At 60.5% G+C, this 12,835-nt stretch carries 12 protein-coding genes and 2 pseudogenes; 9 read left to right on the forward strand and 5 right to left on the reverse strand.

The features are described from left to right. Positions 1-12 precede the first annotated feature (12 nt). Positions 13-858 carry a xanthine dehydrogenase accessory protein XdhC gene (gene xdhC / locus CWR53_RS15015; protein WP_100851966.1) on the forward strand — a complete coding sequence of 282 codons (846 nt, stop codon included), beginning with the start codon at positions 13-15 and terminating at the stop codon, positions 856-858. Positions 859-868: 10 nt separating this feature from the next. Beyond that, the gene (gene guaD / locus CWR53_RS15020; RefSeq protein WP_100851967.1) at positions 869-2,179 is read left to right on the forward strand and encodes a guanine deaminase; all 1,311 of its coding nucleotides are present in this window, start codon (positions 869-871) and stop codon (positions 2,177-2,179) included. A 31-nt stretch (positions 2,180-2,210) separates the two neighbouring features. Here the strand turns inward: guaD and CWR53_RS15025 are convergent, their stop codons facing one another. Continuing rightward, a complete protein-coding gene (locus CWR53_RS15025) occupies positions 2,211-2,966 on the reverse strand; it encodes a GntR family transcriptional regulator (protein WP_058604795.1) in 756 nt (251 codons plus the stop codon). A gap of 299 nt (positions 2,967-3,265) precedes the next feature. Here CWR53_RS15025 and CWR53_RS15030 point away from each other — a divergent pair, with 299 nt between their 5' ends. Further along, a complete protein-coding gene (locus tag CWR53_RS15030) occupies positions 3,266-4,615 on the forward strand; it encodes an NCS2 family permease (protein WP_023535895.1) in 1,350 nt (449 codons plus the stop codon). Positions 4,616-4,737: 122 nt separating this feature from the next. Here the strand turns inward: CWR53_RS15030 and CWR53_RS15035 are convergent, their stop codons facing one another. Together CWR53_RS15035 and CWR53_RS15040 are read right to left on the reverse strand one after the other, a co-directional pair. Next, a complete protein-coding gene (locus tag CWR53_RS15035) occupies positions 4,738-5,508 on the reverse strand; it encodes an RHS repeat-associated core domain-containing protein (protein ID WP_100851968.1) in 771 nt (256 codons plus the stop codon). A 123-nt stretch (positions 5,509-5,631) separates the two neighbouring features. Then, positions 5,632-5,751: pseudogene (locus CWR53_RS15040) on the reverse strand (hydroxyisourate hydrolase); the annotation flags it as partial. 16 nt (positions 5,752-5,767) lie between these two features. Between CWR53_RS15040 and CWR53_RS15045 the strand changes: the two are divergent. Then, a pseudogene (locus tag CWR53_RS15045) lies at positions 5,768-6,280 on the forward strand (solute carrier family 23 protein); the annotation flags it as partial. On the opposite strand, the gene CWR53_RS23555 reads toward CWR53_RS15045, so the two are convergent. After that, positions 6,255-6,944: an RHS repeat-associated core domain-containing protein gene (locus CWR53_RS23555; protein ID WP_375335468.1), complete on the reverse strand. Its 690-nt coding sequence runs from the start codon at positions 6,942-6,944 to the stop codon at positions 6,255-6,257. The pseudogene CWR53_RS15045 and the gene CWR53_RS23555 sit on opposite strands and share 26 nt — an antisense overlap. 269 nt (positions 6,945-7,213) lie before the next feature. Next, positions 7,214-7,567: a hydroxyisourate hydrolase gene (gene uraH / locus CWR53_RS15055; protein WP_058604793.1), complete on the reverse strand. Its 354-nt coding sequence runs from the start codon at positions 7,565-7,567 to the stop codon at positions 7,214-7,216. Between the two features lie 372 nt (positions 7,568-7,939). Here uraH and puuE point away from each other — a divergent pair, with 372 nt between their 5' ends. The 5 genes from puuE to CWR53_RS15080 all read left to right on the forward strand — a co-directional run bounded on the left by puuE (position 7,940) and on the right by CWR53_RS15080 (position 12,822). Next, positions 7,940-8,866, forward strand: coding sequence for an allantoinase PuuE (puuE, locus tag CWR53_RS15060; protein WP_058604792.1), 927 nt, complete (start codon positions 7,940-7,942; stop codon positions 8,864-8,866). After that, positions 8,866-9,381, forward strand: a complete 516-nt coding sequence (gene uraD, locus CWR53_RS15065; protein WP_100851969.1) for a 2-oxo-4-hydroxy-4-carboxy-5-ureidoimidazoline decarboxylase — start codon at positions 8,866-8,868, stop codon at positions 9,379-9,381. The genes puuE and uraD overlap by 1 nt, the downstream gene beginning before the upstream one ends. 49 nt (positions 9,382-9,430) lie before the next feature. Beyond that, entirely contained in the window at positions 9,431-9,934 is a 504-nt protein-coding gene (locus CWR53_RS15070) for an ureidoglycolate lyase (RefSeq protein WP_023535901.1), read from the forward strand. A 59-nt stretch (positions 9,935-9,993) separates the two neighbouring features. Then, positions 9,994-11,307, forward strand: a complete 1,314-nt coding sequence (locus CWR53_RS15075; RefSeq protein ID WP_100851970.1) for a urate hydroxylase PuuD — start codon at positions 9,994-9,996, stop codon at positions 11,305-11,307. A gap of 159 nt (positions 11,308-11,466) precedes the next feature. After that, complete coding sequence (locus CWR53_RS15080) at positions 11,467-12,822, forward strand: nucleobase:cation symporter-2 family protein (RefSeq protein ID WP_023535929.1); 1,356 nt, start codon at positions 11,467-11,469, stop codon at positions 12,820-12,822. The last annotated feature ends 13 nt before the right edge of the window (positions 12,823-12,835 follow it).

Genomic DNA, 12,835 nt, shown 5'->3' on the forward strand with positions numbered 1-12,835 from the left:
GGATCTTGCATCATGCACCAATGGATCAATGCCCTGGCCGAACACCAAGCCCGCGGCGAGGCCTGCGTACTGGTGACCATCATCGAAGAGCGCGGCTCCACCCCGCGCAATGCCGGCTCGAAGATGGTGGTCAGCGCCTGCGGATCATACGACACCATCGGCGGCGGCCATCTGGAATACAAGGCGCTGCACATCGCCCGGCAGATGCTCGACAAGCACCGCGCTACCCCGCATCTGGAGCGTTTCAGCCTCGGCGCCAGTCTCGGTCAGTGCTGCGGGGGCGTGACGGTGTTGTTGTTCGAACCCATGGCCGCCGTGCAGGCGCAGATCGCCGTGTTCGGCGCGGGCCATGTCGGCCGGGCTCTGGTACCCTTGCTCGCCGCGCTGCCCTGCCGGGTGCGCTGGATCGATTCGCGCGAGCAGGAATTCCCTGCCCAGATTCCCGCCGGCGTGACGCGCGTGGTCAGCGAGGAGCCGGCCGACGAAGTGGCAGACCTGCCGCCGGGCAGCTACTGCATCGTCATGACCCATAACCATCAGCTCGACCTGGAGCTGACCGCTGCCATCCTCAAGCGCAACGATTTCACCTGGTTCGGCCTGATCGGCTCGAAGACCAAGCGAGTCAAGTTCGAGCATCGCCTGCGCGAGCGCGGGTTCGACCCCGCCCTGGTGGCGCGCATGCGGTGCCCGATGGGCCTGACCGAGGTCAAGGGCAAGCTGCCCATCGAAATCGCCGTGTCCATTGCCGGCGAAATCATCGCCACCTACAACGCCCGCTTCGGCCAGCACGACGCTGCCGCCAACGCCGGCCCCATTGCCCAGTTGCTGCCGCCTTCACGGCGCAGCCAAGCCATTTGACGAGTGAGATATGACCGTTACCCGCAAAGCCTACCGAGCCGCCATCCTGCACAGCATCGCCGACCCGGCCGAGGTAGGCCTGGACGCTTCCCATGAGTATTTCGAAGACGGCCTGCTGGTGATCGACGGCGGACGCATCCAGGCCGTGGGCCATGCCAGCGACCTGTTGCCGACCCTGGACGCCGACATACCGGTAGAGCACTACCAGGACGCATTGATCACCCCAGGGTTCATCGACACCCACATCCACTTCCCCCAGACCGGCATGATCGGCTCCTACGGGGAGCAGTTGCTGGACTGGTTGAACACCTACACCTTCCCTTGCGAGAAGCAATTCGCCGACAAGGACCATGCTGACCGAGTGGCGCAGATCTTTCTCAAAGAGCTGCTGCGTAACGGCACCACCACCGCCCTGGTGTTCGGCAGTGTGCACCCCGAATCGGTGAACGCCTTGTTCGAAGCAGCAGAGCGCCTGGACCTGCGCCTGATCGCCGGCAAGGTGATGATGGATCGCAATGCCCCCGATTACCTGACCGACACCGCCGAGTCCGGCTACGCCCAAAGCAAAGCGCTGATCGAGCGCTGGCATGGCAAAGGCCGCCTGCACTATGCCGTCACTCCGCGTTTTGCACCGACTAGCACGCCAGAGCAGCTGGCACGGGCGGGCCAACTGCTCAAGGAACACCCAGGCGTTTACCTGCACACGCACCTGTCGGAGAACCTTCAGGAAATCGACTGGGTCAAGTCGCTGTTCCCGGAACAGAAGGGCTACCTGGATGTGTACGACCATTTCGAACTGCTGGGCGAGCGCTCGGTCTTCGCCCATGGCGTGCACCTGTGCGACGAAGAATGCCAGCGCCTGGCAGAGACGGGCTCGGCGGTCGCGTTCTGCCCCACCTCCAACCTGTTCCTGGGCAGCGGGCTGTTCAACCTGCCTCAGGCGGAGCGCTTAAAGGTCAATGTCGGCCTGGGCACCGACGTGGGTGCCGGCACCAGCTTCTCGCTGCTCAACACGCTCAATGAGGCGTACAAGGTGATGCAGCTGCAAGGCGCACGCCTGCACCCTTTCAAGTCGCTCTACCTGGCGACCCTGGGCGGTGCGCGCGCGCTGCGCCTGGATGACCGGATCGGCAGCCTGCGCCCGGGCAATGACGCGGACTTCGTGGTGCTGGACTACAAGGCCACGCCGCTGCTGGACTATCGCCTGCAGCAGTCCAGAAGCATCGAAGAGACGTTGTTCGTGCTGACCACCCTGGGCGACGACCGCACGGTTCGTGAAACCTATGCGGCCGGGCGCTGCGTGCATCAGCGCGAAGGGTAAGGGTCGCGCTGATGCGAGCCCAGGCGAACAGTCAGTTCTTGACCGCGACCTTGGGCTTTTTCAGCAGATGGGAGAACACCGCATGCAGATCGTCCGAGGCGCTCTCCTCGTCCAGGTTCAGCTTGCTGTCGATGTGGTCCATGTGATGCATCATCAGGCTGACGGCCTGATCGGCGTCACGCGCTTCGATGGCATCGATCAGCTGCAGATGCTCGTCGTACGAACAGTGGGAACGATTGCCGCTCTCGTACTGGGCGATGATCAGCGAGGTCTGCGATACCAGGCTGCGCTGGAAGCTCACCAACGGCGCATTGCCCGCCGCTTCGGCAAGCTTGAGGTGAAACTCGCCGGACAGCCGGATGCCGGCGCCGCGATCCCCTCGGGAAAAACTGTCGCGCTCTTCGCGGACCATCTGCCGCAGCTCGGCCAGCTGCTCGGCCGTGGCGTGCTCCACGGCAAGCTCGGTGATGGCACGCTCGACCATGCGCCGCGAGAAGAACACCTGGCGCGCCTCCTCCACGGTTGGGCTGGCGACCACGGCACCTCGGTTGGGCCGCAGCAGCACCACGCTCTCATGGGCCAGCCGTGACAGGGCCCGGCGGATGATGGTGCGGCTGACGCCGAAAATCTCGCCCAGCGCCTCTTCGCTGAGCTTGGTGCCCGGCGCCAGACGTTGCTCCAGGATGGCCTCGAAGATGTGCGCATAGACAATGTCGTCCTGGGTACCACTGCGACCGGCCTTGCCGGCACGCGCGGGTTTTTTCAGGGGTTGCAGCTGTTCGTTCATGGGCTCTCGAGGCACGAAGGAAAGTATGGCGTCATTGTACACAGGCTGAGCCGTTTCTGCAGGCGCGCTTTAACGCATATAGCGATTGTTCACCTCACCCGGCATACAAAACATAAAACAGTATTTGCTTTCTTTGTACACAAAAGCATAATCGCTCAGGCAACTTCCTGACCTTACGGTCAACAATACGCCACGGCACTGCAAGCTGCTGGCCAGTTGCCGCCCTCGCGGAGCCGCCAAGTGCATTGCTCAGGACCACGGGCTCCATAACAACAAGAAAGACTTGAGGAGTACTCGCTGTGGAAAGCCGCAAAACCGAAGTCCCTACGCTGGACATCGCTTCACCGCCCGCCACGGGTTGGCTGGAGCGCATTTTCAAACTCAGGCAACACGGCAGTACCGTCAAGACCGAGCTGATCGCCGGGGTGACCACCTTCATCACCATGGCCTACATCATTTTCGTCAACCCCAACATCATGGCCGATGCCGGCATCGACCACGGCGCAGCCTTCGTGGCGACTTGCATCGCCGCCGCCCTCGGCTGCCTGCTCATGGGGCTGTATGCCAACTGGCCAGTGGGCCTGGCCCCGGGCATGGGCCTCAATGCGTTCTTTACCTACACCGTGGTCGGCACCATGGGCTACAACTGGGAAACGGCACTGGGCGCGGTCTTCATTTCCGGCGTGCTGTTCATGTTCCTGACACTGTCCAAGGTGCGCGAATGGCTGCTCAACAGCATCCCCGTCAGCCTGCGCCATGCCATGGGCGCCGGGGTGGGCCTGTTCCTCGGCCTGATCGGCCTGAAGACCGCAGGTATCATCGTCGACAGCCCCGCCACCCTGATCAAGCTGGGTTCGCTACATGAGCCAGGCCCGCTGCTGGCGGCAGTGTGCTTCCTGATGATCGCCATCCTCAGCTACAAGCGGGTATTCGGGGCGATCCTGATCAGCATCATCGGCGTGACGCTGGCGGGCTGGGGTCTGGGACTGGTGAAGTTCGGCGGCGTGGTGTCGATGCCGCCCAGCCTGGCGCCTACCTGGATGGCCATGGACGTGGCGGGCGTGTTCAACGTGAGCATGATCAGCGTGGTCCTGGCGTTTCTCTTCGTGCACATGTTCGACACCGCCGGGACGCTGATGGGCGTGGCGCAGCGGGCCAACCTGGTGGCCCCCGACGGCCGTATCGAGAATCTGTCCAAAGCGCTCAAGGCCGACAGTGCTTCGAGCGTGTTCGGCGCCGTAGTCGGCGTGCCGCCGGTCACCAGCTATGTGGAAAGTGCCGCGGGGGTGGCCGCCGGGGGGCGCACCGGCCTGACGGCGGTGGTGGTAGGCGTGCTGTTCATCGCCGCCATGTTCTTTGCACCGCTGGCTGGCATGATCCCCGCCTATGCAACCGCTGGCGCCTTGATCTACGTCGCGATGCTGATGATGGGCAGCATGGCGCACATCAACTGGGACGAGGCGACCGACAGCATTCCGGCGATTGTCACGGTGATCATGATGCCGCTGACCTTCTCAGTGGCGGATGGCATTGCGCTTGGTTTCATCAGCTATGTGGCGTTAAAGGCCGGTACGGGTAAGTACAAGGAGATCTCTGCCAGCTTGTGGGTGCTGTGTGCGATCTTCATCGCCAAGTTCGTGTTCCTCTAGGAAGCACAGTGAACCGGGGGCAAGTGCACCCGGTTCGTATTGTCACGTGCTACACCTCTGCACATGCATAACAGTAGGTACGAAGCGCAATGCTCAATGAGGTAAGTCGTTTGAGAATTGAATCAAATGCCGAGCCGAATCAGTTTTGATCGAACGCCAAGCGATGCGAGATATTCTTGAACCACATACAAGTGCTCGAAGCCGGGTTGAAAATGCCCAGAGTAGTGATCTAGGTACACTAAATCTGCGCCGTCCTTCTTGATATAACCTGCGGAAATTACCTTTTCGCCAAGGCCTTTGGTTCCATGGCCAAGTCCTGAAAACTCACCGAGTGCAGCGTGGGAAGGCATAATGTCATCATTCGACGCACTGAATGCGACAAGCTTATGCTCGGCAGTGAATACAAATTTGTGCACCTTCGAAGATTCGAGCTGGGCCAAGCCGTTGCTACTTTGGATGACCCGGTATTCTACAGTGGCAGCCTTGACGGACTGCTTTGCGAACATCATTTCCTCGCCAAGGTGGCGAGATTGGTTATTGTTCAGAAGCCCATCATTACGTGGTACTGCCAATCGTTTGTACGCCTGCTGAAACCGCTGAATACCTGCTTTAAATACATTATTGAAGAACGGAGCCCGGCCCGTAGGATCTTGCCCATTGACAGGGTCATTCAAGCAATAGGCGTAGGTGTTGATGCCGCCGTTGAGAAAAGGGCTCAGCGCATCGGGGCTGTGGAACCGCATCAAGCAAGGGCTGTATACCCGCGTTCCATTTCCAAGGTGATATCCCTGTAGAACACGATCAAGGTTCTGACCGGTAAACCCCACTGCATGAGTGGCTGCAGCCGCTAGACTGGAGGAACCGAAGGGTGCGTAGGAAATGGGCATCTTCATCGGTGAAAAGCCTCAATACAATTCGGAACCCATCGTATGATTAATGGAGCTAAAGGAATACTGACATTTCTGTCAGTGGCTTGACTCAGCACTTTGGCAGGTGATGGGAGCAAAAAGCCCGCCAGTGAGCGCCGAGGTAACCAGCGTCAACTGGCTGCCTTCGACACGGCACAACTCCACCTTGATTGCGCTGCCTGGGCAGCCATGGGCTGCGTCCAGTACGTGAGTGGTCAAACGTCCTATATGCTTGTCGCCTCTTGGCACGCTGGTGCAGCGGGAAAACCTGGTGGCCCTAGACGGCCGTATGGAGAATCTGTCCAAAGCGCTTAAAGCCGACAGTGCTTCGAGCGTGTTCGGGGCCGTGGTCGGCGTGCCACCGGTCACCAGCTATGTGGAAAGTGCAGCAGGGGTGGCCGTCGGAGGGCGCACCGGCCTGACGGCGGTGGTGGTGGGCGTCCTATTCATTGCTGCCATGTTCTTTGCACCGCTGGCTGGCATGATCCCCGCCTATGCAACCGCTGGCGCCTTGATCTACGTCGCGATGCTGATGATGGGCAGCATGGCGCACATCAACTGGGACGAGGCGACCGACAGCATTCCGGCAATCGTCACTGTGATCATGATGCCACTGACGTTCTCGGTAGCTGATGGCATTGCGCTGGGGTTCATCACCTACGTGGCGCTCAAAGCCGGTACGGGTAAATACAAGGAGATTTCTGCGAGCTTGTGGGTGCTGTGTGCGATCTTTATTGCCAAGTTCGTGTTTCTCTAATCCGATCCTTTGCATCAATGGGCGCTTCGGCGCCCAGACTTGTTGAGCGTTGTGTGGTCTTTTTTCTAGCGAAAATGCCCGTGGGAGGAAGGCTGACATACGTCGCGCCTGCTGGAACTTCCTGGACCATCTTGATGACGTCATAGGCGGCCGGTGTGATCAGTATCACTCCGTTCGGGTCAGCTTTGTAGCCCACATTCGGGACCAGACTGACATCATCCCTCAACATGCCTTTGAGAATCACACCATCAATCGCTTGGCGTTGGTATGGTAAAACCTTCTCCAAGGTACTTCCGAAATAAGTCCCCTCACCCAAAGATTGCCGGCCTGCTCGTGAATGACCAGCATTGAGTCCGCTTAGCAACGAAGGAACATTCCAACCGTCCGTCGCGTGAAATCCAAAAGCTCTAGTGTATGTAGGCTCTATGGAAGCCATCGGTTTTCGCCCCAGCAGCCTGCCAAAGACAAGCATCAGCAGGCCGTCCCAAACACCGTGGCCGCTTGGATCTTGCTGGTTCACAGGATCACCTAGACAGTAAGCGTAAGCATTCAAGCCGCCGTGAGCGAATGGGCTCACGCTGTCTGCACTAAGGAAGCGCATCAACACTGGATCGTAGGACCTATAGCCATTACCTAATGCGTAATGACCGGTAAGCGCATCCAAATGGGCACCATTGAAACCGACAGCTTCTTGACTCTTGAGAGCATAACCGTAAGGTGAATACGTTCTGTGGCCCCTCATTGAGATCACTCCAAATTCGCGTATGAGGTCACGATCATTGTTGCAGCGTTAAACAGACGGCGATACTGACAGAAGTATCAGTCGCTAGCGTAAAAGCATCATTACACCTGAGCACACAAAAATTCCGGATAAAAAAAGCCCGCCAGTGTGAGAGCGGGCCAAGGACCTACGAAGATTCGTCTAGCGACCAACTAGCTCCCACGATAGGTCGAATAACTGTAGGGCGAAATCAGCAGCGGGACATGGTAGTGCTCCTGCTGCGCATCGATGCCAAAGCGCAATACCACCACATCCAGAAACGGCTGCTCAGGCAGCGCCACGCCACGCCCGCGGTAGTAGTCACCGGCATTGAACTGCAGCTGGTAAACACCCGAACGGTAGTCATCGCCTTGCAACAATGGCGCGTCGACGCGGCCATCGCTGTTGGTGAGCGCCGAGGTGACCAACGTCAACTGGCTGCCTTCGACACGGTACAACTCCACCTTGATTGCGCTGCCTGGGCAGCCATGGGCTGCGTCCAGTACGTGAGTGGTCAAACGTCCCATCTGCTTGTCGCCTCTTGTTTGCCAGGGGCAAGTACGCACGCCAGTGACCCGAAGCGGGGCAGCGTGCGGCTTGAATTCGCATAATTAAGACATTCGCAATAAAAATTGTACACAATTTTTTTGCTTGCCCAGCCAATCAGCTTACAGACTATGGCTTCAGCAGCAACAATGCAGGGCATAGCGTCTTCGTCGTGCTTAGCTGACCAAGTGGGCAGGTTTCTTGCAAGGTATCCAGACACGACACCTGGGCGGAAATACGGAAATTCGGACTTACAAAAGAATTCATAAGTTGTATACAATCATTGCATCCGGTGGTGCGACACAGCGACGCGGCCCGCCACCCTGCCCACACGTACAAGAAGGAAGACTGCAGTGAGCGCTGACTACCCTCGCGACATGATCGGTTACGGCAATAACCCTCCTCACCCGCAATGGCCAGGCAACGCCCGCATTGCCCTGTCGTTCGTGCTCAACTACGAAGAAGGCGGCGAGCGCAACATCCTGCACGGCGACAAGGAGTCCGAAGCCTTCCTCTCTGAAATGGTCGCTGCCCAGCCGTTGCAGGGCGTGCGCAACCAGAGCATGGAGTCGCTCTACGAATACGGCAGCCGCGCAGGCGTGTGGCGCCTGCTCAAACTGTTCAAGGACAGCGGCATTCCCCTGACCATCTTCGCCGTGGCCATGGCCGCCCAGCGCCACCCCGACGTGATCCGCGCCATGGTCCAGGCCGGCCATGAAATCTGCAGCCACGGCTACCGCTGGATCGACTACCAGTACATGGACGAGGCCCAGGAGCGCGAGCACATGCTCGAAGCCATCCGCATCCTCACCGAAATCACCGGCGAACGCCCGCTGGGCTGGTACACCGGCCGCACCGGCCCCAACACCCGCCGACTGGTCATGGAAGAAGGCGGCTTTCTCTACGACAGCGACACCTATGACGACGACTTGCCCTACTGGGAGCCGAACAACCCCACCGGCAAGCCGCACCTGGTCATTCCCTACACCCTGGACACCAATGACATGCGCTTCACCCAAGTCCAGGGTTTCAACTGTGGCGAGCAGTTCTACCAATACCTCAAGGACGCCTTCGACGTGCTGTACGCCGAGGGCGCCGAGGCGCCGAAAATGCTCTCCATCGGCCTGCACTGCCGCCTGGTCGGTCGGCCGGCACGCCTGGCAGCGCTCAAGCGTTTCGTCGACTACGCCAAAAGCCACGAGCAGGTATGGTTCGCCCGCCGCGTCGATATCGCCCGCCACTGGCAAGCCACCCACCCGTACCAGAAAGGGGCCGTCTGATGACCACCTTCAAGACCCTCAAGCCGTCCACCCTTGACCGTGACGCGTTCGTCCACGCCTTCGCCGACATCTACGAGCACTCGCCGTGGGTCGCCGAGAAGGCCTACGACCTCGGTCAACTGGACGAACTGGACAACGTGCAAACACTGCACAAGCGTATGAGCGACATCCTGCTGAGCGCACCCCACGCCGACCAACTGGCCTTGATCAACGCCCACCCGGACCTGGCCGGCAAGGCTGCCGTGCAGGGTGAACTGACCGCCTCGAGCACCAACGAACAGGCCGGAGCTGGTATTCACCAATGCACCGCCGAGGAATTTGCGCGCTTCACCTCGCTCAACGAGGCGTACAAGGCCAAGTTCCAGTTCCCGTTCATCATGGCCGTCAAGGGCAGCGACCGGCACCAGATCCTGGCCTCGTTCGAACAGCGCATCCACAACGATGCCAAGGCCGAATTCGCCGAGGCGCTCAAGCAGATCAACCAGATCGCCCTGTTCCGCCTGCAACAGCTGTAAGCGACCGACGATTCTTAACAGAACAACGAACAATAGAAGAGATAACCGCATGCGCACCCTGATGATCGAGCCCCTGACCAAAGAAGCCTTCGCCCCTTTCGGTGACGTGATCGAAACCGACGGCAGCGACCACTTCATGATCAACAACGGCTCGACCATGCGCTTTCACAAGCTCGCCACGGTCGAGACCGCCGAGCCTGAAGACAAGGCGATCATCAGTATTTTCCGCGCCGACGCGTTGGAAATGCCGCTGACCGTGCGCATGCTTGAACGCCATCCGCTGGGCAGCCAGGCTTTCATTCCGCTGCTCGGCAACCCCTTTCTGATCGTGGTCGCGCCACTTGGCGATGCACCTGTATCAGGCTTGGTCCGCGCCTTCCGCAGCAACGGCAGGCAGGGCGTCAATTACCATCGCGGCGTCTGGCACCACCCGGTGCTGACGATCGAAAAGCGGGATGACTTCCTGGTGGTTGATCGCAGTGGTTCTGGCAACAACTGCGATGAGCATTACTTCAGCGAGGAACAGATGCTGATCCTCAACCCCCACCAATAAGAAAAGGTCGGTCATGCCAGGGCACTGCCCGCGCCTGTGACCGGCAAGAGGTACATACTGTGGAAGCACACCTTCACGAGTGGCTGAACCTGAGCATTCGCTGGGTTCACATGATCACCGGCGTGGCCTGGATCGGTGCATCGTTCTACTTTGTCTGGCTGGAGAACCACCTGAATCGAAGCAACCCGCGCGATGGGTTGTCAGGTGACCTCTGGGCCATCCATGGCGGTGGTATTTACCACCTGGAAAAATACAAGCTCGCCCCGCCGAAAATGCCCGAGAACCTGCACTGGTTCAAATGGGAAGCCTACTTCACCTGGATGTCCGGCATTGCCCTGCTATGCGTGGTGTTCTACTGGAACCCCACCTTGTACCTGCTGGCACCTGGCAGCACCCTCAGCGGCGCCGAGGGCGTGGCGATCGGTATCGGGTCGCTGGTCGTGGGCTGGTTCGTCTACGACTTCCTCTGCGACTCGCCCCTGGGCAAGCGCCCTGCCCTACTGGGTGCGGTGCTGTTCGTGCTGATCATTGCCGCCTGCTGGGGCTTCAGCCTGGTGTTCAGCGGCCGTGGGGCCTACCTGCACACGGGCGCGATCATCGGCACCATCATGGTCGGCAACGTGTTCCGCATCATCATGCCGGCCCAGCGCCAGCTGGTGGCTGCCATCGAGAACAACCAGACCCCGGACCCGGTGTTGCCGGCCAAGGGCCTGCTGCGTTCACGCCACAACAACTACTTCACGCTGCCGGTGCTGTTCATCATGATCAGCAACCACTTCCCCAGCACCTACGGCAGCCAGTACAACTGGCTGATCCTGGCGGGGATCGCAGTGGCGGCGGTGTTGATCCGTCACTACTTCAACACCCGCCACGACAGCAACAAGTACGCCTGGACGCTGCCAGTCGGTGCCCTGGCCATGATCTGCCTGGCCTATGTCACAGGTCCCAAGCCGATGCCGATCAGCCCGGAACAGGCCGCTGCCAAGATCGAGTACCAGCCGTTGCCAGCCACGGCCGTGGGCGGCAAGACGGCAGCCGAACGCCGCGCCGAAGACGCGGCCAAGCCCGCCGAACCGGCAGTGCCGGCGCAGGCGACGGTGCAGGCCGGCGGTGACAGCTTCGAGAAGATCCACCACGTCATCCAGGAACGCTGCACCGTGTGCCACTCCTCCAAGCCGACCAGCCCACTGTTCAGTGCCGCCCCAGGTGGCGTGATGTTCGACACCCCGCAACAGATCCAGGCCCAGGCCGCGCGCATCCAAGCGCAAGCGGTTGCCAGCCAGATCATGCCGCTGGGCAACATCACCCAGATGACCACCGAAGAGCGCAAGCTGGTAGGCGACTGGATCGCCAAGGGCGCGCCTGTCAACTGACCGCAATTGGCTACACCGCATAACGTCGTACGCAAGCATCGAGCGCAGGCGCTGGCCCAGGCTTAAAGCAACGCGATCTTCAAGTCGAAGATCGCCGCTTGAACCTTGGGCTCGCCCGCCGCTTGGATCCGAGAATAAAAACAAAACTCGAGGTGCTGCATGTCCGAGTCATCCAAGGCGTCTATCCCGGTAGCGCCGCCGCGACAGCCCCTGCCCCTGTTCCAGCTCTTTCTGGTTGGCCTGCAACATGTGCTTCTGATGTACGGTGGCGCCATCGCGGTACCGCTGATCATCGGCCAGGCCGCAGGCCTGTCCCGCGAAGAAGTCGCCTTTCTGATCAACGCCGACCTGCTGGTCGCTGGGGTCGCCACCCTGGTGCAATCGCTGGGCATCGGCCCGGTGGGCATTCGCATGCCCGTGATGATGGGGGCCAGTTTTGCCGCCGTTGGCAGCATGGTGGCCATGGCCGGCATGCCCGGCGTGGGCCTGCAGGGTATCTTCGGGGCCACCATTGCCGCAGGCTTCTTCGGCATGCTGGTCGCGCCCTTCATGTCCAAGGTGGTGAGGTTTTTCCCGCCGCTGGTGACCGGCACGGTGATCACGTCCATCGGCCTGTCGCTGTTTCCCGTGGCGGTGAACTGGGCCGGAGGCGGCCAGCAAGCGACCACCTTCGGCTCACCGATCTACCTGCTGGTCGCCGGCCTGGTGCTGGCAGTGATTCTGTTGATCAACCGTTTCATGCGGGGCTTCTGGGTCAACGTGTCGGTGCTGGTGGGGATGGGCCTGGGTTACCTGCTGGCGGGATCGATCGGCATGGTCGACCTCTCGGGCCTGGGGGCCACGCCCTGGTTGCAGGTGGTCACCCCGCTGCACTTTGGCATGCCCACCTTCAGCCTGGCCCCGATCCTGTCGATGTGCCTGGTGGTGGTGATCATCTTCGTCGAGTCGACCGGCATGTTCCTGGCCTTGGGCAAGGTCACCGACCGCGAAGTCACCCCAGGCATGCTGCGCCGCGGGCTGCTGTGCGACGCTGGCGCTTCCTTCATCGCAGGTTTTTTCAACACCTTCACCCATTCCTCGTTCGCCCAGAACATCGGCCTGGTGCAGATGACCGGCGTACGCTGCCGTTTCGTCACGGTGGTGGCCGGCGGCTTGCTGGTGGTGCTCAGCTTGCTGCCCAAGGCGGCCTACCTGATCGCCTCGATTCCGCCAGCGGTGCTCGGCGGCGCGTCCATTGCCATGTTCGGCATGGTCACTGCCACTGGCATCAAGATCCTCCAGGAAGCGGACATCGGGGATCGGCGCAACCAGTTGCTGGTGGCGGTCAGCGTCGGTTTCGGCCTGATCCCGGTGGTACGGCCGGAATTCTTCGCTCAGATGCCCCAGTGGATGGAACCCATCACCCATAGCGGCATCGCCATGGCCACGGTCAGTGCACTGGTGCTCAACGTGCTGTTCAACATTCTCGGCGGCGCGGACCGCGCGGCGCACAACGCGCCCTGCCACCCCCACTGAGCCAACGGGCGGC

The organism is Pseudomonas sp. SGAir0191, assembly GCF_002812565.2.
GTDB classification, from domain to species: domain Bacteria; phylum Pseudomonadota; class Gammaproteobacteria; order Pseudomonadales; family Pseudomonadaceae; genus Aquipseudomonas; species Aquipseudomonas parafulva_B.